The sequence below is a fragment of the Winogradskyella psychrotolerans genome (assembly GCF_018860545.1).
Taxonomy (GTDB): Bacteria; Bacteroidota; Bacteroidia; order Flavobacteriales; family Flavobacteriaceae; genus Winogradskyella; species Winogradskyella psychrotolerans_A.
Map to the genome: position 1 here is coordinate 1 of NZ_JAHKPN010000019.1, position 23,874 is coordinate 23,874.

Here is a 23,874-nt window from a genome sequence, read left to right on the forward strand (position 1 = left end):
TCTTGGAATACGTGTATGGATTGTTGCGTGTTTTAAGCACCTAATTTAGCAAATACAAACCAAATAGAAAATCCGCGAGGATTTTCGTAAGTAGGCTTTTACCAGCAATTAATTTTATACGGTGTTAGCACCTGTACTTTATCCGTCTATTAATATTTCAGTTGCATTTAAATCGTTCATAGTCAAAGTAAATGTATGGTTTAAATCGTGTTCACTTTCAAATGCTATTTCCCAAACTTTTGGTTCGTTTTCACAACGAGGTAAGTATAGGTAAACAGCTTTAAATTCCTTATTAAAGTCAGCAATTTTAAAATCCTCTTTCCAATTCCGAAATTCATTTTCAATCATTGGTTTAATTGACATTGTGATTTTATCATAATCAGATTCGATTTTTCGGAAAAAGTCTTTCTGTATTTCAGTCGGTCCAGTTACATTTCCCTCGATTCCGATTTCTACAATTTCGTCAGTCGGTTTGAAATGTCTTCTACATTCAAAATAATTCTTTTCAGGATTTTTCTTGAATTCAGAGAATATCATTTTCCCAAAGAATTCGTCTTCTATTTTAATAGTCTTTCCAAAAATAAAGTCAAATATTCCCATTCTGTTTTTCGTATTGGTGCTAACGTGTTTATATATGGTTTGTTGCGTGTTTAAGCACCTAATTTAGTAAATAATTATAGACCAAGAAAATCCTCGAGGATTTTCGTAAGTAGGCGAGAACCAAGCAATAAATTATATATGGTGTTGGGCACAGTTATTTATATTCTATTTCTCTCGTTTGTATAAAATTCAGTTCCTTATTTATAAACAATTCCTTTTTAATCCAATTCTCAAACTTATCAAATTCATATTTAAATTCCGTATTTGAAATTAAAGAATCTTTGCTATTAAATTCTCTTATTTTCATTAATATTCCGCAATCGTATTCATATTTAGAAGTTCGATTTCTTTTTGGTTCTTTGTAATTATGCAATTCAGATTTAGTTACTAATTCCTTATTGTCATATTTACTAATTTCAAATGTATTCGTAATTGTGTCATTAGATTCAGAATCTATATATTGTTGTAATAGAGTACTTTGTTTTAGAGTGTTTTCAGAGTTATATTCATATTCTCCAATTTGTTTAAAACGAAAAATATCATTTTTTGTTTCCGAAAGAGTTTTAATAAGTAAAGTGTCTTTATAGAAATAATCAACGGTATTATTCGAATTGTCATTCGACATTTTCACGATTTCCGTTTTTATTTTACCAAAATTATTATAAATATAGTCAATCTCCATTTTTTCATTGTCGATTAATGTTCTTTGAATTAATTTTGATATTTGGTCATTAAGATTGTATTTGTTTTCTCTTATTGCCAAAGTGTCTTTAACTTCCTTGTTTAAAGAATCTTTCTTAATTCTTATAAAGTAGACTGTACTTTTAGTCGCTTTTTTTGTAAGTCCATTATTCAACACTTTTTTTTCATTACAGCAACCAATAAATAATATTGAAAAAAGGAAAATTAGAAGTTTGTTCATTCGTTCGTTTTAATTGTGCCCAACGTCTCCGTATATGAAACGTAGCGTGTTAAAAGACACTCTCGTTTCGTATTATACACGAGCCGAATGTTTAAATTTTTCTTTTTATTTTACTAAAAGCCAAATTTAAAAATTTGGCGGTCTTTGCAAATACACAAAAACCTTTTGGAAAGCCTGTAATAGCTATGTTTTATATACATTGTTGGCACCAGTTTTTATTCCGTGTCATATACTCGTTTTCTTAAAATTTCTAGATTTGATAATAAATCAGTTTTAATGGCATTTTTTAGAGTCATTGGTTTTCCATCGTTCTCATAAAAAGTCCATTCTTTTGTTAATGTTCCACAATTAAGATTTGCTCCACCTTTGCAATTAGTTCCAACATTTTTAGCTGACAATTTATAAATACCATTTGCTTTAGTTTGTCCGTTAGGAAAATAATAACTCCATTCTCCAACTTTATATTCATAAAAGTCTGTAAAAGGAACAACTCCACAAACAGTATAACTGCCAGAGGAATAATTTCCTTTGGATTTTATTTCTCCATTTTCATAATATTCAGTCCATTCAGAGTCTCGCAATCCATTTTTAAGATTACCGCTTATTTTCTTTTGTCCACTTGAGTAATATTCCATAAATAGCCCATTATCAATTTTATCATTTGAGTAGTTTAACGAAAATTGAATTTGACCGTTTGGATAGAAATAGTTGAATTTTTTTATTCTGTTTCCGTATGAATTTTTGTTAGCAGAGTTTCTTAAATCAATATTTTTATTTGTGTAATGTTGTTCTATTTTTACTTGTCCATTTTCATAAAAATCCATCCATTTTCCGTTTTTTACTCCAAACGAATCGTAGGATTGTATTTTTTTACAGTTTCCATTTTCGTAAAATGTTTTTAGAAGGGTTTTATTTGAGAAAATATGTCCATTTTGAGCTGTGTCCAATCTATAAATTACACTATCTCTTATTTTTCCACTTTTATAGAAACTAGTTTTTAATCCAATTATTTTTTCGTTTTTGTAATTTTCAATTGTTTCTATTTTACCATTTTCAAAGAATTGCCTGTATTCTCCATTTAATTTGGTTTTTTTTAATTCAAAAATTTTAGCTGGAATCGAATCGTTGTTTTTATAGAATTGAATCCATTGTCCATCAATATTTTGTTTCCAATCAAGTTTATATTTTTCACGAATTACATTTTCTTTCCAATATGTTAAGTCGTTCATATACTTTTCGTCCTGACTTTCTGGATAAAGCAAAAATTCTTTTCCAAGATAATCAATGGTTGAAATACTTTGAGCATTGGATTGCAAAAAGATCAAAAACAGAAATATAATTGTAGTTAGAAGTTTCATTCTCAAATTGGTGCCAACGGTCTTGTATATGGTTTGTTGCGTGATTGAGCAACTAAGTTAGCAAATAAAAACCGAATAGAAAATCCGCGAGGATTTTCGTAAGTAGGCTAGAACTAGCAATAAATTATATACGGTGTTGGCAACAGTTTTTATTTTTCTTTTATCAATTCGTTCGGGTCAAATCCGTACATAAATTTATTTAATTTTCCATTCGAACTTTCCAATTCGACAATGTCCATTAATTCTTCAATATATGTGCAAACCCTTTCTCGGTCTTCGGTATCTAATTCTAGATAAATATCTGCAAATCTTGAAAGTCCAATTCCTATTTTTTCTTGATAGTTTTTGTCAGTTGGTTTTTCCGATTCCGCAACAGTTTTAAAATCCGCCGCGATTTGATTTATTTTTTCCGTAAAAATTGGTCGCATTTTTTCGTCCGCAATTCCAGGGTAAAAATTTTCTTCTACGAACTTTTTCTTTGCAATAAATTCCACAAACTTTTCATTCGCATTTTCAGGTGTTTTCATTTCAGTCGCATTTTGTCCGCAAGCAGATAATGTCAAAAAAATTATAAAAATTTGAATGTATTTCGTCATTTCTCAAATTGTTGCCAACGTATTTGTATATGGTTTGTTGCGTGGTTTAAGCAACGAATTTAGTAAATAATTACCGACCAAGAAAGTCCGCGAGGACTTTCGTAAGTAGGCGACAAGCCAGCAATAAATTATATACGGTGTTGGCAAATCGTATTTTTTATTCATTCGTAGCAATCATTCTACATTTTCTTCTGTCATTTACTAATTCCTGACATTTTTCGGGATTATGAGTGTGGTTTAAAATCGGTTTATATTTTTTAATTAACTCTTTTTCAATTGTAAAGTCATTTGAACAATTAAATACACAAATTTCTACATTATTCACTAACCAAGAAATTATTAATTCAGTATTAGGTTTTGAAAATTTATAGTTCTTTTGGTTTGATTTTCCTATTAAATGTCCTGCTATTGGTTGAAAATTAAGAACAGCTCCAATACTTCTGAAAAATGTTCCAGGACTTGTATGGTAAAATTCTTGTGATAAACGACTTGCTAAAGATTGTCCTTCTGCTTTTCCAATATAGATTATTCGGTTTTGTTTATTATCAAGTATTCGTTGGTATTTTTCTGGCAATTTTGAGTTTGCTTTTAATCGAAAACAATAAATTCCAGTTTCATCTAGTTTATTTTTATCTAGCTTTTCAATTTGAGTGAAAATTCCGTTTTTAAATGGGTCGCTTGATAGGTTTTTCTCAAATTTTGTTGAGTTTAATTTCGGTCTTATTTTAGTATTTCTTGATTCCTTTTTTTGATTTTCAAATCCATTATCCACAATTGAGATTTGTCCAGAATTAATTAGTTGTTCAAAATCATTTAGATTGTATCCTTTTTTTGATGAAAACATTGAAAAATGAAATCCAATTGAACGAATCTTATTTCTAATTTTCTTTTGCTCAATTTTATCAGCCAAAACTTTTTCCTTAATTAATTTCCGAAGCTGATTATATTCAGAAGTATTAAATTTTGTTCTTCTGTTCATTTTTTGGTCATATGTTTGCCAACTCGTTATATCATAACTTTTGTTGCTGATATCCCGAAAATACAGCAGGTTAATATAAGTGTATGATGTCTGTTATATTGTAAAGATAGTTTTTTTATAACTATAAAAATAGTGAGCTTATAGAGGTTTTTAATAACGTTGTCAAAGGAAATTTTGACACAACCTACACAAGCAAATCATTTAAACCAAACAAAATGATTTACTTTTGCTTTTAAAATTAAAGACCACTGTGATTACATACGATTATATCATATTAGGTGCAGGAGCTTCAGGATTATTGCTGGCATATCGTATGTCGCAAGACCCTTTTTTTGATGATAAATCTGTTTTAATTATAGACCAATCAAAAGATAAAGGTAATGACAGAACATGGTGCTATTGGGAAGAAGGAGTAGGTGAATGGGATGCGCTATTAACTAAAATCTGGCCTAATGTTTTCTTTGGGAGTCAATCGCTGTCTAAAACCATTTCTATTGCACCATTTCAATACAAAATGATTAGAAGCGAGGCGTTTTATATGTCGCTTTGGAAAGGTATAAATTCTAAATCTAATTTTAGTTTTATTGAAGCTGTAGTCGATAGTTTTACAGAATTAAAAACAGGTGTAGAGGTTGTCACAGAAACGGATACTTATTTGGGATCAAAACTTTTTAATAGTTTACCAAATCCTGAGGCTTATAATTCACAACACAAGTATCCTTTAATACATCAGCATTTTGTAGGTTGGTTTGTAAAAACAAAAACCAATGTATTTGATGATGCTGTAGCTACTTTTATGGATTTTTCCGTGCCCCAAAACGGACATACGCGTTTTATGTATGTGTTACCTATAGATAAAAAAACAGCTTTGTTTGAATATACACTGTTTTCAAAGGATTTGTTGAAATATGCGGACTATGAGGATGCTATTAAAAGTTACTTAGATAGTAAAAACATATTAGACTACGAAATTATTGAAAAGGAACAAGGTAATATTCCTATGACGTCGTTTAAGTTTAGCGACTTAAATTCTAAACACATATTACATATTGGCACAGCTGGTGGCTGGACAAAAGCAAGTACAGGTTATACCTTTATGAACACTTCTAAAAAAACAAAAGAAGTCGTTGCTTTTTTAAAGGAAGACGATGACTTATCTACCTTTGATAAACGCACAAAATATAGATTTTACGATCTAATATTTTTAGACGTTTTAGCGAATCATAATAATGAAGGTGCGGCCTTGTTTTCGTCTATGTTTAAAAAGGCATCAATTAAAACTATATTTAGATTTTTAGATGAGGATTCAACAATTCTAGAAGATTTAAAAATCATCTTATCGGTACCACCAAAACGATTTATTCAAGCATTTTTTAAACGGCTATTCTAATTCAAATTGTAAAAAGGTGTTACAACGTCATAAGACGTGAAGCATTTTTTATGCGTCTGTTCTTATCTTTATGCCAATAATTTATTCAGAATACACTTGTCCACGGTGAGGTTTTAAACGGTCTCTAATGGGTTTCATGTCGGCTTCATCTACAACTAAATAGGCTAAGCTATGCATGTTGCTTAAGCTTTCTACACCAGTAATTGTGATGTCTAAGCTGTTCATTTCAATGTATTCCTTTAAATGTATAAGGTGATGTTCCGCTGTTTTTTGTCCGGCAGGACCTTTAAAATCCCATATCAATTTTAACTTTCGCATGATTTAAATCGTGTTATCTTTATTTAAAGCTGAGTTGTGGCGAGCATTATTACTAGTTAATAGTAGTGCCTTGTTCAACAAAATTTTTAAAATTACTCATATGAGTTTCTGTTTGTTTTTTAAAGACACTAGGCATTAAAAACAGCATTAAGCTCATCTTAAAACTTGTAGGTTGACATTCTGTTTTAGAAATCCATTGCGTAGCATCGTTCTCTATAACTTTAAAATAGTTTTCCTGAATATTACGAACACCATTGGTCGTATAAGTAACGTGTAACTCATTTGGGAATTCTTGCTTAATCACCGTTTCAATGACTTCCATTTTACGTTTTCCAAAACTAAAGATTAATTTCATTTTGGCACCAAGCTCACTAGGATTTCCCGAGATATGTTCAGTGCTGATCAAACCTTCTTGCCAATGTTTTAAATTATCGGTAGAATTATATTTTTTGATAACTTCTGAAATGGATTTTTTAATTAAGATCTCAGTGGTATACTGCATGCGATTTTTTTGAAATTTTGATAAAAATATAAAATGAGAGCCTGAAATTTTAATCTAATCGTTGTGAGACACTTTTAATTGTTAAAATCATCGTAAAATATTACAACTTATTATTAAGGTATGATTTTTACTACGTAACTAGCAGTGATAATTAAAATAATGCCTTTTAATCCGCTTGCTAAATACGCTATTTATATTACTTTTGCTGAGTTTTAAAAGCACGTTATTTATATCAATACAAATCAAGGTTAAATTATGAAACTTATTATTAAATGTTTGTGTTTAGTGTTTTTTGCACTAAATTTTTCTTTTTCACAAGATAAGGATGCCGTACTTCTAAAAGTAAATGGAGAACCAATTATGGCTTCGGAATTTTTAAGAGTCTACAACAAAAATTTAGATTTGGTTCAAGATGAAAGTCAAAAAGATGTAGACGGTTATCTAAAATTATTTACAGAATATCAACTTAAATTAAAGGAGGCTAAACGGTTAAAGCTCGATGAAGACAAAACGTACCAACGTGAATTTTCGAGATATAAGAAACAGTTAATTAGCAACTACATATCAGAGAATAAAGTCACTGATGCTTTGGTCGTTGAAGCTTATGAACGTAGTAATATAGATATTAATGCGTCTCATATTTTAGTGCGTTTAGATGCGTCTGCAAAGGATACATTAAACGCATATAATGAAGTGCTGGCTTTAAGAAAACGCGTATTGGAAGAAGGTTATGATAAGGTAAAAGCAGAAATGCATAATGGCAGTACAATCTTTCTTGAAGACCTAGGGTATTTTTCTGCCTTTAAAATGGTATACGCTTTTGAAACTGCCGCTTACAATACAACAGAAGGTGAAATATCCATGCCGTTTAGAACTCAGTTTGGGTACCATGTGGTGAAAGTTAATGATAGACGCCCGTCTAGAGGGACAGTAACTGTGGCACATATTATGGTGAACTTAAATTCTAAGGATTCACTGGCTAATCCAGAAGGCCGAATCAATGATATCTATAAAAAAGTAATGCAAGGTGAGAGTTTTGATGCTTTGGCTAAACAATTTTCTGAAGATAAAAGTTCAGCACGAGAAGGTGGTAAAATTGCACCTTTTAAAAGTGGTCAGTTAAGTTCTCCGGAATTTGAAGATGTCGCTTTTAATTTAGAAAAGGACGGAGATATAAGCGAACCGTTTAAGACCGCTTATGGTTGGCACATTGTAAAGCGTTTAAACCTTCAGCCCATTGAGCCTTTAGAGAATGTGAAGAGTGCTTTTGAATCTAAAGTAAAAAGAGACTCCCGATCTCAGTTAATTCAAGAAGCATTAGTTAACAAGCTTAAAAGTCAGTATGAGGTGACTTATAATGATAAGGCTAAACCCTATTTTACATCAATACTATCTAAGGAATTTTATAATCGTCAGTGGAATTTACCTGCAGATTTTAAAGCAGATGAAACCCTTTTTACAATAAAGGACACAGCATTTACTTATGAGGATTTTGGAAAACATCTAATGAATGCTCAACGGATTTATGCTCGTAATACCATTCCTTTTACCGTTATTATTGATAAAGAATTTGATAGCTTTTTTGAAAAATCTATTCTACAATATAGAGAGGATAATTTAGAAGTAGAAAACCTTGAATATGCTAACATTTTAAAGGAGTATAGAGATGGGTTATTATTGTTTGACTTAATGGAAAAAGAAGTTTGGAATAAAGCCTCTAAAGATTCAGTAGGTATTGAAACGTATTACGATAAAAATAAGGAGAAGTATCAGTGGACAGAAAGAATTGAAGCGGTTATCGCCTCTTCTGCCGATAAGTCTAAAATGAAGAAAATCCTTAAAATGATGAAAAAAGGAAAGTCTGAAGATGAGATTAAAGACGAATTAAATACGCAGGACAAGCAAAACGTCATCTTTACTAAAGGCACTTATGCCATAGATAATCCTATATTACCTTCAGATTTAGAGGTTAAACAAGGGGTTTCAGATATTTATAAACATCATGAGTCATATCATGTAATTGATGTCCTAGCCGTTTTACCAGCAGGTCAAAAAACCTTAGAAGAAGCTAAAGGGAACGTGATCAATGATTACCAAGCAGAAATCGAAGCCAATTGGGTTAATGATTTGTATGAGCGTTTCGATGTAGAAGTTAACCAAGAAACGCTTAAGGCTATTAAAGCTAAAATCGAAAACTAATTCACGTATTTTTTGAAACACTTTTTATACATATTTAGTATTTGTTTACTTGCTACAAGTTGTGATTATTTTAAAACTTCAGAGGATCAAAAACCAGTAGCCAGAGTTAATGAGAGTTTTCTTTATGAGGATGACATTAAAGATGTTGTTCCAAAGGGCACGTCTAAAGAAGATAGTACGTTAATGGTAAATGCCTATATTAATCGTTGGGCAAGACGCTTACTCCTAATGGATGGTGCTTTAGTGAATCTTTCTGAAGAGAAGCAAAATGAATTTTCTAAATTAGTAGAGCAGTATAAAAATGATTTATATACTAAAGCTTACTTAGAAGGCTTAGTGAAAAAAAATATTGACTCTGTTGTAAAACGTGAAAGCGCGGAGTTGTTTTACGAGAATAATAAAGAGTCTTTTAAATTAAATGATGATTTAATTCAATTTAGATATATCAGTTTACCATTAAATCCCGTTAACTTAGATACTATAAAGAACCGTTTCCAACGGTTTGAGTCTAAAGATAAAATGTATTTAGATTCCATTTCTGTTCAGTTTAGGTCGTATTCTTTAAATGATTCACTTTGGTTAAAGTTGAGTCGTGTAGAAGAAAAAATTCCTATCATTAATAACACGAACAAAAATGAACTGTTAAAAAAAACTAATTTCTTACAACTCAAAGATTCATTAAACCTATATTTGATGTTGGTAAACGACGTCCGACTTCAAAATGACTATGCGCCTTTGGATTATGTGAAATCGTCTATTAAAAAAATTGTTATAAACAAGAGAAAATTAGAGCTCATTAAGCAACTCGAAAATGATATTACAAACGATGCTATTAAACAAAATAAATTCCAAACTTACAATTAAAGCAGCCCTTTTGGTTGGCTTTATGTCATTTAACTTTAGTAATGCTCAAGAAATTATTGAGGACGAGTTACCAGCCGTTGTAAAAACTAAAGATACCGTTGTAAATACATCGAGAATTAAAGCCGATGGTGTTGCCGCTGTAGTCGGTGACTTTATAATTCTTGAGTCGGATTTAGATCGAGAAATAGCGCAACTAGAAGCGCAAGGGGCCGATTTAAAAGGTATTACTCGTTGTGAACTTTTTGGAAGTTTACTAGAAAGTAAATTGTACGCGCACCAAGCTATTCAAGATAGTGTTATTGTAAACGAATTATATATTAAGTCGCGAACAGAACAGCAAATACAAGGAATTTTAGCGCAAACGAAAGGGGATATGCAAGGCTTATTAGATTTCTATAAAAAAGATTCTGAGCAAGCCTTACGTGATGAAATGGACGAGATTAATAAAAATGGCTATCTCGCACAAGAAATGCGAACTAAAGTGACTGGTGATATTGAAGTGACACCAGAAGAGGTGCGTACGTTCTTTAATGACATTCCAAAAGATGAACGTCCAATATTTGGAACAGAACTTAAGTTAGCTCAAATTGTAATTATTCCAGAAGTAACGGAAGAATCAAAACAAGCGGTTATAGATAAGCTAAAAGGATTTAAAAAAGACATTGAAGAAAATGGATCTAGCTTTACAACCAAAGTGTTATTCTATACAGAAGATACAGCATCTAAATCAACAGGTGGAAAATATACGTTAAATAGAAATCAACCAAGAATGGTAAAAGAGTTTAGAGATGTTGCCTTTTCAATGCAAGAAGGTGAGATTTCAGAACCATTTGAAACTGACTTCGGATACCATATCATTTATTTAGAAAAAATTAGAGGTCAAGAATATGATGTAAGACATATTTTAATTCGTCCTGAATTAACTCAAGAAGCCATTCAAGAAGCGAAAGATCAAATTGATGAAGTTAGAACTAAAATTGTCGATGGTACTTTAACTTTCGCTGAAGCAGCAAGAGAGTTTAGTGATGAAAAAGAAACGAAATATGAAGGTGGTCAAATGACGAACCCAGTAACACAAGATTTTAATTTTGAATTAACAAGAATGGAGCCTGAATTATATGCTCAAATTCAAAACTTAAAAGACGGAGAAGTTAGTGAAGTCTTACAAGATGAAGATCGCGTTAATAGAATAAAGTTTAAGATTTTAACCGTTACAGATCGTATAGATGATCACGAAGCAGATTTTGCAAAAGATTATCTAAAGATTAAAGAATTAGCATTACAAGACAAGCAGGTTGATGCTATTGCTAAATGGCAAAAAAAGACCATTGCTGATACTTACATTAAGGTGAATGGAGTATATAAAGATTGTGATTTTCAAAGTAACTGGTTAAAAAAATAATAGTATATGTCTGATGTTGCCATAATTGAAAATTTTGTAAAAAAATATGCGGCACTAAAACAAGAAGTGGCTAAGGTTATTATTGGTCAAGATGAAGTAGTAGATCAAATTCTTATTTCAATCTTTTCTGGTGGTCACTCACTTTTAATTGGAGTTCCTGGCTTGGCAAAAACTTTAATGGTTAATACCATTGCTCAAGCTTTAGGATTAAACTTTAAACGTATTCAATTTACTCCAGATTTAATGCCAAGTGATATTCTTGGAAGTGAAATTTTGGATGAAAACAGACAGTTTAAATTTATAAAAGGCCCTATCTTTTCTAATATTATTTTGGCAGATGAGATTAATAGAACTCCGCCAAAAACACAAGCAGCTTTACTCGAAGCCATGCAAGAACGTTCGGTGACCGTAGCTGGTCATCAATATAAGTTGGATTTACCTTATTTTGTATTGGCGACTCAAAATCCAATTGAGCAAGAAGGAACTTATCCATTGCCAGAAGCGCAGTTAGACCGATTCATGTTTGCTATTAATTTAGAATATCCCTCTTTTCAAGAAGAAGTAGATGTTGTAAAAGCAACCACAACAGATGTTAAAATGACGGTCAACTTGTTGTTTACAGCACAAGAAATCATAGATTTTCAGAATGTTATTCGTCGTATTCCTGTGGCAGATAATGTTATTGAATATGCCGTGACATTAGTAGGTAAAACCAGACCTAAAGAAAATTCTGCCGCAGATATTGTAAAAGAATTTGTGGATTGGGGAGCAGGACCGAGAGCGTCTCAAAATTTAATCTTAGCGGCTAAAACACATGCCGCTATAAATGGTAAGTTTTCTCCAGATATAGAAAACATTCAAGCGGTTGCAACAGGAATTCTAAGACACCGAATTATTAAAAACTACAAAGCGGAAGCAGAGGGTGTGACAGACGAAAAGATTATTCAAAGTTTATTCTAATCGTATTTTTTCAATTTTATGACACATTTTTGCCTTGAGGTGATACTTTAAGGTGGTTTTAAGTATCAAAAATTCAAGATTTAAGAGCCTATTCTTATCGTAATATCGATACAAAAGTTCAATCATATTAAAATTTTATATCACTATCTTAAAATAGTATGATAATAATGTTTTAGGCTATTGTATTTATAAATCTTTATATTAATTTGCATGACTTTTAAATTTATAAATAAGACCGTATTTTTTCATCGTTTAGATTAAAAAATAGTAACTAAAGATTTCTTACATGAGTATTTATCAAAATTACCTAAAGCAGATAGAAGAACGCAAAGATCAAGGACTTCATCCGCAGCCAATAGATGGTGCTGAATTATTAAGTAAAATCATTGAGCAAATTAAAGATGTAGATAATGAGTATAGAGAAGATTCTCTTAACTTTTTTATTTATAATGTGTTACCAGGTACAACGAGTGCTGCAGGTGTAAAGGCTAAATTTTTAAAAGAAATTATTTTAGGAGAAGCCATCGTTGAAGAAATTACGCCAGCATTTGCTTTAGAACAATTATCTCACATGAAAGGTGGACCTTCAGTCAAAGTTTTATTAGACTTAGCGTTAGGTGAAGACATTGCGATAGCAGAAGACGCTGCTAAAGTCTTAAAAACCCAAGTGTTTTTATATGAAGCAGATACAGAGCGTTTAGAAAATGCTTTTAAATCGGGCCATACAATCGCTAAGGATATTATTGAGAGCTATGCCCAAGCAGAATTCTTTACCAAGTTACCAGAAATTGATGAAGAGATTGAGGTCGTAACATACATCGCAGGTGTAGGTGATATATCTACGGATTTATTATCTCCTGGTGGTGATGCGCATTCAAGATCAGACCGTGAGTTACACGGGCAATGTATGTTTGAGCATAATAAAGACATGCAAAATGAATTATTAGCATTAAAAGAAGCACATCCAGATAAACGTGTGATGCTTATTGCAGAAAAAGGCACCATGGGAGTAGGGTCTTCTAGAATGTCTGGTGTAAATAACGTAGCGTTATGGACAGGTATTTCTTCTAGCCCATACGTACCATTTATAAACATTGCGCCAGTAATTGCTGGGACAAATGGAATAGCACCAATTTTCTTAACAACAGTTGGTGTTACAGGAGGTATTGGTTTAGATCTTAAAAACTGGGTACAGCAAAAGGATGAGAATGGTAATACTATTGTTGATGAAGATGGTGAGCCAATTTTAAAAGAAGTCTATTCTGTAGCTACAGGAATGGTATTAACGATAAATACAAAAGAGAAAAAATTATATAACGGCGACCAAGAACTTAAAGATATTTCTGCGGCATTTACACCACAGAAAATGGAGTTTATGAAAGCAGGTGGGTCTTACGCTGTTGTTTTTGGTAAAAAATTACAAACATTTGCTTGTAATGTATTAGGTATCGATGTGCCTCAGGTATATGCACCTTCTAAAGAAGTGTCTATTGAAGGCCAAGGCTTAACAGCAGTAGAAAAAATATTTAATAAAAATGCAGTAGGGACGTCAGGTGCTACACTACATGCAGGTTCTTATGTGCGTGCAGAAGTAAACATTGTAGGATCTCAAGATACAACGGGGTTAATGACCTCTCAAGAATTAGAGAATATGGCTGCAACGGTAATTTCTCCTATCGTGGATGGAGCCTACCAATCGGGTTGTCATACCGCTTCAGTTTGGGATGATAAGTCTAAAGCCAACATTCCAAGATTAATGCGTTTTATGAACGATTTTGGTTTAATAACGGGGCGTGATCCAAAAGGGAAATATTTTCCAATGACCGATGTAATTCACAAAGTATTAAACGATATTACAGTTGGTGATTGGGACATTATTATTGGAGGAGATTCTCATACACGTATGTCTAAAGGTGTGGCGTTTGGAGCGGATTCTGGTACAGTGGCACTAGCTTTAGCTACAGGTGAAGCGTCTATGCCAATTCCTGAGTCTGTAAAAGTAACCTTTAAAGGACAGATGAAATCTTATATGGATTTCCGTGATGTGGTACATGCTACACAACAACAAATGTTGAAGCAATTTGGAGGTGAAAATGTATTCCAAGGTCGTGTGATTGAAGTTCATATCGGAACATTAACTGCCGATGAAGCTTTTACATTTACAGATTGGACTGCAGAAATGAAAGCGAAGGCTTCTATCTGTATTTCTGAAGATGAAACATTGATTGAATCTTTAGAGATTGCTAAAGGCCGTATCCAAATCATGATTGATAAAGGCATGGATAATGCAAAACAAGTTCTTAAAGGTCTTGTTGAAAAAGCGGAAACTAGAATTACAGAACTGAAAACAGGTATTAAGCCATCTTTAAGACCAGATGCCAATGCTAAATATCATGCGGAAGTTGTTATCGATTTAGATGAAATAGCTGAACCAATGATAGCAGATCCAGATGTAAATAATGAAGATGTTTCTAAACGTTATACGCATGATAACATTAGACCATTATCATACTACGGTGGAATTAAGAAAGTAGATTTAGGTTTCGTAGGCTCGTGTATGGTGCATAAAGGAGATATGAAAATATTAGCTCAAATGTTGAAAAATGTTGAGGCTCAACAAGGGAAAGTGGAGTTCAAAGCACCTCTAGTTGTTGCACCTCCAACATATAATATTGTAGATGAGTTAAAGGCAGAAGGAGACTGGGAAGTATTACAGAAATACTCAGGTTTTGAGTTTGACGATAATGCACCAAAAGGATTAGCACGTACTAAATATGAAAACATGTTGTACTTAGAACGTCCTGGATGTAACCTTTGTATGGGTAACCAAGAAAAAGCAGAACCAGGTGATACAGTTATGGCAACATCTACACGTTTATTCCAAGGTAGAGTTGTAAAAGATACTGGTGAGAAAAAAGGAGAATCCTTATTATCATCTACTCCAGTTGTCGTTTTATCTACAATATTAGGTAGAACACCAACTTTAGCGGAATATGAAGCTGCTGTTGATGGTATTGTTTTAACGAAGTTTAAGCCTTCTGCAAAACAGTTAGTGAGATAATTGATAGTATAGTTTATATAAATTAAAGCCTGAATCTTAGATTCAGGCTTTTTTTATTATTAAAAATAATCTGTATTCCTAGAATGCGATATTTTCGATCTGTTGTCATTATGGTATAGAAAATACTTATTCCACTAACACTATTTATATGTGTTGAACGCTTTTAAAGTCATGTTGCATTTTGTATATTAGTGGAATTAATTAAAAAAGGATATACTATGGCATTTGATATTGATATGATTAAAAAGGTTTATGCTAACATGACAGAGCAGGTTGATGCTGCCAGAGCGATTGTTGGAAAGCCATTAACACTTTCAGAAAAAATATTATACTCACATTTATGGGATGGTAAAACTACAAAAGCATTTACACGAGGTAAAGATTATGTAGATTTTGCTCCAGACCGTGTGGCGTGTCAAGATGCTACAGCACAAATGGCATTATTGCAATTTATGCAAGCAGGTAAGCCTAAGGTTGCTGTGCCTACAACAGTGCATTGTGATCACTTAATTCAGGCAAAGGATGGAGCTGCAACCGATTTAAAGCATGCGAATCAAACAAGTAGTGAAGTTTTTGATTTTTTAGAATCTGTATCTAATAAATACGGTATTGGATTTTGGAAGCCTGGTGCAGGTATTATTCACCAAGTGGTTTTAGAAAATTACGCCTTTCCTGGTGGAATGATGATTGGAACAGATTCGCATACGGTAAATGCTGGTGGATTAGGAATGGTTGCTATTGGAGTTGGAGGAGCAGATGCTGTTGATGTGATGGCAGGAATGGCATGGGAACTTAAATTTCCAAAATTGATTGGTGTGAGACTAACAGGAAAACTTTCGGGTTGGACAGCGCCAAAAGATGTGATTTTAAAAGTAGCTGAAATTCTTACGGTAAAAGGGGGGACTGGAGCTATTGTTGAATATTTTGGACCAGGAGCAACATCAATGTCTTGTACAGGTAAAGGAACCATTTGTAATATGGGTGCCGAAATCGGTGCTACAACATCGACGTTTGGTTACGATGATTCTATGGAACGTTATTTACGTGCTACCGATAGAGCAGACGTAGCAGATGCAGCCAATGCAATTAGACCATATTTAACGGCAGATGATGAAGTTTATGCTAATCCAGAGCAGTATTTTGATCAAGTAATTGAAATTAACCTATCAGAATTAGGCCCTTTATTAAACGGACCGTTTACTCCAGATTTATCGACAGAAGTTGGTCGTGATATGACCGAAAAAGCAACGGCTAATGAATGGCCACTTCAAGTGGAATGGGGACTTATTGGATCGTGTACAAATTCATCTTATGAAGATTTATCCAGAGCATCATCCATTGCGCAACAAGCTTTAGATAAAGGCTTAAAAATGAAATCGGAATTAGGAATTAATCCAGGGTCTGAGCAAGTGCGTTATACGGCAGATCGTGATGGCATTCTCGGCATATTTGAAAAATTAGATGCTAAAATATTCACGAATGCTTGTGGACCTTGTATTGGGCAATGGGCACGCTATAGTGATCCTAAAAATGCACCTAAAAATAGTATTGTACACTCGTTCAATAGAAACTTTGCTAAGCGTGCCGATGGAAATCCAAATACACATGCGTTTGTAGCATCACCAGAATTAACGGCTGCCATCGCGGTTGCTGGTCGTTTAGATTTTAATCCAATGACGGATAAATTAATAAACGAAGAAGGAGAAGAAGTAATGTTTGATGAACCAACAGGATGGGAATTACCTCCAAAAGGTTTTGAAGTTAAAGAAAATGGCTATTTAGCACCAGTAGCAGATGGTAGCGGAGTAGAGGTTTCAGTGAGTCCAACTTCTGAACGTTTACAATTATTGACACCTTTTGAACCATTAGGTAACGACATTACAGGCGCTAAATTATTAATTAAAGCTTTTGGAAAGTGTACTACAGATCATATTTCTATGGCTGGACCATGGTTGCGTTTTAGAGGGCATTTAGATAATATCTCAAACAACTGTTTAATTGGAGCTGTTAATGCATTCGGAAAGAAAACAAACTTTGTAAAAAACCAATTAACGGGAGAGTTTGGAGGTGTGCCAGATACAGCAAGAGTTTATAAAGCAGCTGGTATAAAATCCATAGTTGTCGGTGATCATAATTATGGAGAAGGATCTTCAAGAGAACATGCGGCTATGGAGCCAAGACATTTAGGTGTGGCAGCCGTTATAGTGAAGTCTTTTGCACGAATTCATGAAACGAACCTTAAAAAACAAGGGATGTTAGGTTTAACATTTGATAATGAATCTGATTACGATTTAATTCAAGAAGATGATACCTTCAACTTTACGGATTTAAATGAATTTGCACCAGATAAGCAATTACATTTAGAAGTTGTTCATGCAGATGGAAGTAAAGATCTTATTGCTTTGAATCATACTTATAATGATGCTCAAATCGATTGGTATAATGAAGGTTCTGCTTTGAATTTAATTAAAAAGGAGAATAACGCATCATAAGATTGAATGTAGAATGATTAATTAGAACTCCTAGCACTATGTTGTTAGGAGTTTTTTCATATTATTTTGAAAGTATAGTGATAGATTACGACCATTATAAAAAGAGAGAATTAATATGAAACGTAAAAAAATTAGTACGAGTAATATCATATTTATTGTGGTCATAATTTTGTTTATCGTTCCGCAAACACGATTATTTTTTCAAGTATGGATTCATAAAGGGGTAAGTTTGATTAATCAATCCTCAGTAATTGATGAAGCGGATAGAACGTCCGTGAGCTATACCAATTGGCAATTAAAATCGGATGCTGATACCAGTTTAAATTTTAATGAGACTAAAGGTAAGGTGGTATTAATTAATTTTTGGGCTACATGGTGCCCACCATGTATTGCAGAAATGCCAAGCCTTCAAGATTTATATACTGATTATGGGGATAAAGCGGTGTTTCTATTTGTAACCCATGATGATTTTGAAAAAGTAGAACAATTTAAATCTAAAAATCAATTTACTTTTGAAGTGTTCAATGCACTTACGCCACCACCTTCGGAATTATCTGTCCATACTATTCCAAGAACGTTTATAATTAATAAGAACGGTGACATTGTGGTAGATGAATCTGGATCCGTCAATTGGAATAGTGATAAAGTAAGAGGGCAACTAGACCAATTACTTTCTGAATAGTTTATTTAAAGTATTTAAGCGGTACAATGAGCATTCCGAAATTCTCTCCTTTGTGTTTGCCTAAATGTTTATGATGAATTTTGTGAGCACGTCGTAAACCTCTTGCATATTTATTGTCAATATTACGAAGCCATTTAAAGCGCTGGTGAATAAAAATATCGTGAACAATAAAGTAAGCCATTCCGTATACTAGTATGCCTAAGCCAATAGGTAGCGTGTACCAAATAGATTCATAACTCCAAAGATAAAAGCAGGTTATGCTTACAATGGCGTAGAAAATAAAAAAGGCATCATTACGTTCAAACCAGCTGTCGTGATCTTTATGGTGATGATCTTTATGTAAACTCCATAAGAAGCCATGCATGATGTATTTATGCGTAAACCACGCATTAAATTCCATGATAAAGAATGTACCTAAGAAAATGAGGATCCAAAAAAACGTTTGCATTATAGACTCTTTAAAAGATTATAGTAAATTTAATTGATATTTAACGTAACTACGGGTTAATAATTCTATTTTTCTATAATTAGGAACTCTAATCCTAGTCGATTTTATTTGAAGTGCTGGAGTTTTTTTTAGTTTTTCCAATAGTTTACTGTAGTAACGATACGCCATAAAAACTCCAAACTTAGCTTCTAACGGTAAACGTTTAATGCCTTCTAATCCTTTTGCAAAATCACTTTCAATTTCACTGATAATAGCCTTCTTCGAAGATTCATCAAGTTGATTTAAGTCGGTATTAGGAAAATAAGTTCTGCTTAAGTCTTCAAAATCAGCCTTTAAATCTCGTAAAAAGTTTACTTTCTGAAACGCAGACCCTAAACTCATTGCAGAATTTTTAAGATCGTCGTATTTAGCTGTATCACCTTTTACAAATACCTTAAGACACATTAATCCCACCACGTCTGCTGAACCATAAATATAAGTTTTGTATTCTTCGTCTGTTAGATAGTCTTTTTTATGAAGGTCCAAACGCATACTATGCATAAACGCGTTGACATGATTTTTTTCAATACCATATTTATGATAGGTTTCTTGGAACGCATTTAAAATAGGGTTCAGACTGATTTTATGCTCTAAGGCCGCTTCGAGATCACTCTCAAACATATCAAAGAGCTTCTCTTTATCATAATCATGAAACGAATCTACGATTTCATCCGCAAAGCGTACAAAGCCATAAATATTGTAAATATCTTGCCTTATACTTAGAGATAGCATTTTGGTCGCCATAGAGAAAGAAGTACTATAAGCGTTGGTTACTTCCTTGCTACAGATATGCGAAACGTTGTCAAAAATTGATTTCATAAGTGATTGTTTTTAGTTGTTAAGCTTCATTTTTTTGAATCAGTTGAGCAACGAGCTTTCCTGAAATCAAAGCCGGTGGTACTCCTGGTCCAGGAACAGTAAGTTGCCCTGTAAAATAGAGTCCATCTACTTTTTTACTCTTTAATTTTGGCCTTAAAAATGCAGTTTGCATTAAAGTATTTGCCATACCGTACGCATTGCCTTTATAAGAATTATAATCTTCAATAAAATCATTAACACAATACGATTTTTTAAATAAGATGTGATCTTGAACCTTTTGGTCCGTTAGTTTTTCAAAACGATTCATAATAAGGTCAAAATATTGCAGGCGTAACTCAGGTGTGTCTTCTAGTCCTGGAGCAATTGGAATTAGGAAAAATCCGGTTTCACAATTTTGAGGTGCCATGCTATCATCTGTAACTGAAGGGAAGTTAGCATAAAATAATGGATTTTCAGGCCATTTTGGATTATCGTAAATTTCTTCAGCATGATTTTCAAAATCTGTATCAAAGAACAAATTGTGATGTTCTATATGGTTCAATTTTTTATTAAAGCCAACATAAAAGAGTAGAGAGGAAGGTGCAAATGTTCTGCTTTCCCAATACGCTTCAGTATACTGTCTGTAGTTGGTATCTAATAATGTTTCAGAATGATGATAATCAGCACCACTCAGAATAATATCAGATACTATTGTTTTTCCATTTACGGTTATGCTTTGTGCTTTTTTATTATCTACATTGATTTTTACAACATTACTATTCGTGCAAAAGGTAACCCCTAAACTATCTGCCAAGCTCTTCATAGCTTTTACAATTTCGTACATGCCACCTTTGGGATGCCATGTGCCTAAACCAAAATCAGCAAAATTCATAAAACTATAAAACGAAGGAGTTTGATTGGGTTTAGCTCCTAAAAACAACACCGGAAACTCTAATGTTGAAATCAGTTTAGGGTTCTTAAAATTTTTCCGAACCTCTTTACTTAACGTTTTATAAAACCGATCTAAGCGTGTCACGGTTTCTTTAGTTACCAACTCAAAAGGCGAAAGCCCTGGTTTTAAGACGACCTTATTAATAGCGATGTCGTAATTTTCTTGTGCTGTAGCTATAAATTTACGTAGTGGTTTTGAACTACCAACTTCAATACGTTCAAATTCTTTACAAATTTTATCCATATGATCTCCAACGGTAATCACATCATCGGCAAAGAATATTTTGTAAGCAGGACTTAATTTATCGAGTTGATAGTAGTCCTTAGTGCTTTTTCCAAAATCATTGAAGAATTTTTCAAATATATCTGGCATCCAGTACCAACTAGGACCCATATCAAATGTAAAACCATCTTTTTTGAATTGTCGCGCTCTACCACCTACAGTTTCATTTTTTTCGTAAATAGAAACGGTATGCCCAGCTTTGGCTAAATAGCATGCGGCTGATAAAGCTGAAAATCCTGAGCCTATTATGGAAATTGTTTTACGCATTAATTTCTAATTGTTTAGTTAGTGCTTTTATAGAACTAAATGCTCTGACATTTTTTGGCAATTGGTCGTTGTCAATTTCATTTAGCATTTGGCCTAAGACCCATAAATTGTTGTCTGATGTTTCTAAAATGAGATTATAGAACTCGTTCAGATAATTTGATAGATTTTCTTTTTCAGGTTTTATTGTAAAATACGATACAAAAATGATGTCTGTATAGTAATCTTTAAGTGCGAGTAAACTTGTAATAGGGATGCTTTGGCCTAAAAAAATTGACCTGTAACCATGCCTTATAATTTCGTGATTAAGGAACATTAAGCCTAGTTCGTGTATCTCATTATCTGGTAGATAAAGAACAAAGGTTTTGTCAGATTTAAAAGCCTGTTGAGATTGTGTCTTTTCTGTACTGATTAATATCTTCTGACGGATTAATGTGGATATAAAGTGCTCATGAGCAGGTGTGATTGTGTCCGTTTGCCATAGTAATCCGATTTCTGTTAATAAAGGAATAAGTATATCGTAAAATATGTCTTCAAAAGTTTTTTCATTTTGAAGGGAATCAAAAGTCTTATAGAACAAGGTTTGGTCAAAATTTAACATGGACAGTTTCAATGCATTTATAGCATGACTCTCCATATTAGTTTCTGTGGCTATTTCTCTAACTAATTGAGGAATTTTTTGTGGTTCAATAGTAGCAATTTTAGAAATTTTATAACCGTTATTATTAAGATAACTTACGTTGAGTAGTTTTTGAAAACTAGCTAAGTCATAATATCTAATATTAGTTTCCGTACGTTTTGGTTCCAGAAGATTATAGCGTTTTTCCCAGATCCTTATCGTATGTGCTTTGATACCTGTCAGATTTTCTAGATCCTTTATGCTAAACCTATTCTTTATATTGTTCATTTTTTTACAAAAAAGTTTAAACAAAAATAAGACTTATACTAATACGATGTTAGTAATTAACAAAAATTATGAAAAAAAAGAGTGATAATAGGAGTGTAAAGTCTTTTCAGGATGTAAAAACTTTTTGTTGAAATTTGAAATGATTAAAGTAATTGTGCGCACGAGAAGACTCGAACTTCCACGGACTAATGTCCACCAACCCCTCAAGCTGGCGCGTCTACCAATTCCGCCACGTGCGCAAAATAATGAAGTAAATATAAAAAAGTTAAGCATAATACTTAACTTTCTTTTGGTGACCAGTCTGGGGCTCGAACCCAGGACCCTCTCCTTAAAAGGGAGATGCTCTACCAACTGAGCTAACTGGTCGTTGTATTTTTTTCTAACGAGGATGCAAATATAACCCCTTTATGTAAATACAAAGAATAGAATTTAAAAAATTTTAATTTTTATTTTAAGAAGTTTATAAGCTATAGAAAGCTCGGTTTTAAAAAGCGTAGTAATAAGTTGGTTTTGAGTCTAATTAAGTGACTTATTACCGCTTGTTTTACAAAGTAATTGCTTTGGAAACAGCTTTCTTTTTAATGCTTACAATAAGTTTCAAACAAAAAAAAAGTTAAGCGTAATGCTTAACTTTTTTAGTGACCAGTCTGGGGCTCGAACCCAGGACCCTCTCCTTAAAAGGGAGATGCTCTGCCAACTGAGCTAACTGGTCAAAATGCTTTTCTCTAACGAGGGTGCAAATATATAAGCTTTCTTTAATTTAACAACACTTTTTTTAATTTTTTTTTCGTTTTTTTGTTGTGACTAAACCTATCGGTTTAATAATCAATTTATAAGTACTATGATTATAGTTTTAATAGGGTATATGGGCTCGGGAAAATCGACCATTGGTAAGGAATTAGCTACAATACTGAATTGTAGATTTTTAGATCTCGATGATTATATTTCCGATAAAGAAATGACCTCAATTCCAAATCTATTTAAATCTAAAGGAGAAATCTATTTTAGAAAAAAGGAAACGGAATATTTAAAGGAACTCATAAATACGTCTGAAAATCTCGTGTTAGCTTTAGGAGGAGGAACTCCATGTTATGGACAGAACATGGACTTAATAATTGGAAATACAGATGTGAGGTCGTTTTATCTTAAATTATCAATTCCACTTTTAGCAAAGCGCTTATTTAAGGCACGTGAAAAACGACCATTAATAAGTCATTTAAATTCAGAAGCTGAATTGTTAGAGTTTATAGGGAAGCATTTATTTGAACGTACACAGTATTACAGCAAAGCACAGTATACGATTAACACCGATAATAAAACACAACAAGAAACTTTAGAAGAACTCGTGGCGCACTTAATCTAAATAAGCTTCGTAAGGTTGTTTAGATAGGTTCACATGAACATGCTCAAATAAAGAAGTCGATAGAGAAATACCTTTAAAATCTGCTTTTACAGGATATTTTTTATGATTTCTATTGACTAAAACGGCGGTTTTAAACTGTTTTAATGGTACATCTAAAAAATGCTTTATGCCATAAATTAACGTACTTCCAGAATTTAAGACATCGTCTATTAGTACTAACGATTTATTAGTGTAATCGTCTTTAGTAATAGAGGTTTTTATAGGTGCTGTAGGCTCTAATTTATTGATAGTAACCTTACATAAGGTAGATTCAATAGGTGATATCTTATCTAAATTTGATTTGATTTTCTTTGCAAGTAGATAACCATTACTTTCAATACCAGCAATAATAAGCTCGGTTTCATTCACATTGCTTTCGTAAATTTGATAGGCAATACGTTTAATCTTGTGCTCAATTTCTTTATGACTTAAAATTGTATTTTTTGTTAATGCCATA

Annotated in this window: 21 protein-coding genes and 3 tRNA genes; 9 read left to right on the forward strand and 15 right to left on the reverse strand. The window is 32.7% G+C overall.

Features of this window, described 5'->3' with window-relative positions:
* Positions 1-138: 138 nt before the first annotated feature.
* From KO515_RS08815 to KO515_RS08835, 5 genes are all read right to left on the reverse strand, one after another.
* Positions 139-600 (reverse strand): hypothetical protein, encoded by a 462-nt coding sequence (locus KO515_RS08815; RefSeq protein WP_215936006.1) that lies wholly within the window; start codon positions 598-600, stop codon positions 139-141.
* Between the two features lie 154 nt (positions 601-754).
* Positions 755-1,522 carry a hypothetical protein gene (locus KO515_RS08820; RefSeq protein ID WP_215936007.1) on the reverse strand — a complete coding sequence of 256 codons (768 nt, stop codon included), beginning with the start codon at positions 1,520-1,522 and terminating at the stop codon, positions 755-757.
* A gap of 215 nt (positions 1,523-1,737) precedes the next feature.
* Complete coding sequence (locus KO515_RS08825) at positions 1,738-2,880, reverse strand: toxin-antitoxin system YwqK family antitoxin (protein WP_215936008.1); 1,143 nt, start codon at positions 2,878-2,880, stop codon at positions 1,738-1,740.
* 149 nt (positions 2,881-3,029) lie between these two features.
* On the reverse strand, positions 3,030-3,407 hold the full coding sequence (locus tag KO515_RS08830; protein ID WP_252723824.1) for a DUF4844 domain-containing protein: 378 nt from the start codon (positions 3,405-3,407) through the stop codon (positions 3,030-3,032).
* A 226-nt stretch (positions 3,408-3,633) separates the two neighbouring features.
* The gene (locus tag KO515_RS08835) at positions 3,634-4,455 is read right to left on the reverse strand and encodes a GIY-YIG nuclease family protein (protein ID WP_215936010.1); all 822 of its coding nucleotides are present in this window, start codon (positions 4,453-4,455) and stop codon (positions 3,634-3,636) included.
* 226 nt (positions 4,456-4,681) lie between these two features.
* On the opposite strand from KO515_RS08835, the gene KO515_RS08840 reads away from it, so the two are divergent.
* Positions 4,682-5,845: a lycopene cyclase family protein gene (locus tag KO515_RS08840; RefSeq protein WP_252723825.1), complete on the forward strand. Its 1,164-nt coding sequence runs from the start codon at positions 4,682-4,684 to the stop codon at positions 5,843-5,845.
* 81 nt (positions 5,846-5,926) lie between these two features.
* On the opposite strand, the gene KO515_RS08845 is transcribed toward KO515_RS08840, so the two are convergent.
* On the reverse strand, positions 5,927-6,163 hold the full coding sequence (locus tag KO515_RS08845; protein WP_215936011.1) for a hypothetical protein: 237 nt from the start codon (positions 6,161-6,163) through the stop codon (positions 5,927-5,929).
* Positions 6,164-6,215: 52 nt separating this feature from the next.
* The gene (locus KO515_RS08850; protein ID WP_215936012.1) at positions 6,216-6,665 is read right to left on the reverse strand and encodes an SRPBCC family protein; all 450 of its coding nucleotides are present in this window, start codon (positions 6,663-6,665) and stop codon (positions 6,216-6,218) included.
* 255 nt (positions 6,666-6,920) lie between these two features.
* On the opposite strand from KO515_RS08850, the gene KO515_RS08855 reads away from it, so the two are divergent.
* From KO515_RS08855 to KO515_RS08885, 7 genes are all read left to right on the forward strand, one after another.
* Entirely contained in the window at positions 6,921-8,864 is a 1,944-nt protein-coding gene (locus KO515_RS08855) for a peptidylprolyl isomerase (RefSeq protein ID WP_215936013.1), read from the forward strand.
* A gap of 12 nt (positions 8,865-8,876) precedes the next feature.
* Positions 8,877-9,728: a peptidyl-prolyl cis-trans isomerase gene (locus KO515_RS08860; RefSeq protein ID WP_252723826.1), complete on the forward strand. Its 852-nt coding sequence runs from the start codon at positions 8,877-8,879 to the stop codon at positions 9,726-9,728.
* A complete protein-coding gene (locus KO515_RS08865; protein ID WP_215936014.1) occupies positions 9,676-11,130 on the forward strand; it encodes a peptidylprolyl isomerase in 1,455 nt (484 codons plus the stop codon). Before KO515_RS08860 ends, KO515_RS08865 begins: the two co-directional genes overlap by 53 nt.
* 6 nt (positions 11,131-11,136) lie before the next feature.
* Positions 11,137-12,090, forward strand: coding sequence for an AAA family ATPase (locus KO515_RS08870; RefSeq protein WP_215936015.1), 954 nt, complete (start codon positions 11,137-11,139; stop codon positions 12,088-12,090).
* Positions 12,091-12,376: 286 nt separating this feature from the next.
* Positions 12,377-15,151, forward strand: a complete 2,775-nt coding sequence (locus tag KO515_RS08875) for a bifunctional aconitate hydratase 2/2-methylisocitrate dehydratase (protein WP_215936016.1) — start codon at positions 12,377-12,379, stop codon at positions 15,149-15,151.
* Positions 15,152-15,369: 218 nt separating this feature from the next.
* Positions 15,370-17,643 carry an aconitate hydratase gene (locus tag KO515_RS08880; protein WP_215936017.1) on the forward strand — a complete coding sequence of 758 codons (2,274 nt, stop codon included), beginning with the start codon at positions 15,370-15,372 and terminating at the stop codon, positions 17,641-17,643.
* 115 nt (positions 17,644-17,758) lie between these two features.
* Positions 17,759-18,325 carry a TlpA family protein disulfide reductase gene (locus KO515_RS08885; RefSeq protein WP_215936018.1) on the forward strand — a complete coding sequence of 189 codons (567 nt, stop codon included), beginning with the start codon at positions 17,759-17,761 and terminating at the stop codon, positions 18,323-18,325.
* A 1-nt stretch (position 18,326) separates the two neighbouring features.
* Here the strand turns inward: KO515_RS08885 and KO515_RS08890 are convergent, their stop codons facing one another.
* From KO515_RS08890 to KO515_RS08920, 7 genes are all read right to left on the reverse strand, one after another.
* Entirely contained in the window at positions 18,327-18,773 is a 447-nt protein-coding gene (locus KO515_RS08890) for a sterol desaturase family protein (RefSeq protein WP_215936019.1), read from the reverse strand.
* Between the two features lie 18 nt (positions 18,774-18,791).
* On the reverse strand, positions 18,792-19,631 hold the full coding sequence (locus KO515_RS08895; RefSeq protein ID WP_215936020.1) for a phytoene/squalene synthase family protein: 840 nt from the start codon (positions 19,629-19,631) through the stop codon (positions 18,792-18,794).
* Between the two features lie 19 nt (positions 19,632-19,650).
* Entirely contained in the window at positions 19,651-21,111 is a 1,461-nt protein-coding gene (locus KO515_RS08900; protein WP_215936021.1) for a phytoene desaturase family protein, read from the reverse strand.
* On the reverse strand, positions 21,104-22,015 hold the full coding sequence (locus KO515_RS08905; protein ID WP_215936022.1) for a MerR family transcriptional regulator: 912 nt from the start codon (positions 22,013-22,015) through the stop codon (positions 21,104-21,106). The genes KO515_RS08900 and KO515_RS08905 overlap by 8 nt, the downstream gene beginning before the upstream one ends.
* Before the next feature lie 155 nt (positions 22,016-22,170).
* Positions 22,171-22,254: transfer RNA gene (locus tag KO515_RS08910), tRNA-Leu, on the reverse strand.
* Positions 22,255-22,305: 51 nt separating this feature from the next.
* Positions 22,306-22,381, reverse strand: a tRNA-Lys gene (locus KO515_RS08915).
* Positions 22,382-22,654: 273 nt separating this feature from the next.
* A tRNA-Lys gene (locus KO515_RS08920) sits at positions 22,655-22,727 on the reverse strand.
* Between the two features lie 129 nt (positions 22,728-22,856).
* Here KO515_RS08920 and KO515_RS08925 point away from each other — a divergent pair.
* Positions 22,857-23,378 (forward strand): shikimate kinase, encoded by a 522-nt coding sequence (locus KO515_RS08925; protein WP_215936023.1) that lies wholly within the window; start codon positions 22,857-22,859, stop codon positions 23,376-23,378.
* On the opposite strand, the gene KO515_RS08930 is transcribed toward KO515_RS08925, so the two are convergent.
* Positions 23,370-23,873, reverse strand: a complete 504-nt coding sequence (locus tag KO515_RS08930; protein ID WP_215936024.1) for a phosphoribosyltransferase family protein — start codon at positions 23,871-23,873, stop codon at positions 23,370-23,372. The two genes, KO515_RS08925 and KO515_RS08930, sit on opposite strands and share 9 nt — an antisense overlap.
* Between the last annotated feature and the right edge of the window lies 1 nt (position 23,874).

Coding starts and splice junctions, on each gene's coding strand:
- KO515_RS08820 (WP_215936007.1), bottom strand. CDS start 1,522: ATGAACAAACTTCTAATTTTCCTTTTTTCAATATTATTTATTGGTTGC.
- KO515_RS08930 (WP_215936024.1), bottom strand. CDS start 23,873: ATGGCATTAACAAAAAATACAATTTTAAGTCATAAAGAAATTGAGCAC.
- KO515_RS08835 (WP_215936010.1), bottom strand. CDS start 4,455: ATGAACAGAAGAACAAAATTTAATACTTCTGAATATAATCAGCTTCGG.
- KO515_RS08855 (WP_215936013.1), top strand. CDS start 6,921: ATGAAACTTATTATTAAATGTTTGTGTTTAGTGTTTTTTGCACTAAAT.
- KO515_RS08900 (WP_215936021.1), bottom strand. CDS start 21,111: ATGCGTAAAACAATTTCCATAATAGGCTCAGGATTTTCAGCTTTATCA.
- KO515_RS08870 (WP_215936015.1), top strand. CDS start 11,137: ATGTCTGATGTTGCCATAATTGAAAATTTTGTAAAAAAATATGCGGCA.
- KO515_RS08830 (WP_252723824.1), bottom strand. CDS start 3,407: ATGAAAACACCTGAAAATGCGAATGAAAAGTTTGTGGAATTTATTGCA.
- KO515_RS08880 (WP_215936017.1), top strand. CDS start 15,370: ATGGCATTTGATATTGATATGATTAAAAAGGTTTATGCTAACATGACA.
- KO515_RS08885 (WP_215936018.1), top strand. CDS start 17,759: ATGAAACGTAAAAAAATTAGTACGAGTAATATCATATTTATTGTGGTC.
- KO515_RS08850 (WP_215936012.1), bottom strand. CDS start 6,665: ATGCAGTATACCACTGAGATCTTAATTAAAAAATCCATTTCAGAAGTT.
- KO515_RS08905 (WP_215936022.1), bottom strand. CDS start 22,015: ATGAACAATATAAAGAATAGGTTTAGCATAAAGGATCTAGAAAATCTG.
- KO515_RS08895 (WP_215936020.1), bottom strand. CDS start 19,631: ATGAAATCAATTTTTGACAACGTTTCGCATATCTGTAGCAAGGAAGTA.
- KO515_RS08825 (WP_215936008.1), bottom strand. CDS start 2,880: ATGAAACTTCTAACTACAATTATATTTCTGTTTTTGATCTTTTTGCAA.
- KO515_RS08815 (WP_215936006.1), bottom strand. CDS start 600: ATGGGAATATTTGACTTTATTTTTGGAAAGACTATTAAAATAGAAGAC.
- KO515_RS08865 (WP_215936014.1), top strand. CDS start 9,676: ATGATATTACAAACGATGCTATTAAACAAAATAAATTCCAAACTTACA.
- KO515_RS08925 (WP_215936023.1), top strand. CDS start 22,857: ATGATTATAGTTTTAATAGGGTATATGGGCTCGGGAAAATCGACCATT.
- KO515_RS08845 (WP_215936011.1), bottom strand. CDS start 6,163: ATGCGAAAGTTAAAATTGATATGGGATTTTAAAGGTCCTGCCGGACAA.
- KO515_RS08875 (WP_215936016.1), top strand. CDS start 12,377: ATGAGTATTTATCAAAATTACCTAAAGCAGATAGAAGAACGCAAAGAT.
- KO515_RS08890 (WP_215936019.1), bottom strand. CDS start 18,773: ATGCAAACGTTTTTTTGGATCCTCATTTTCTTAGGTACATTCTTTATC.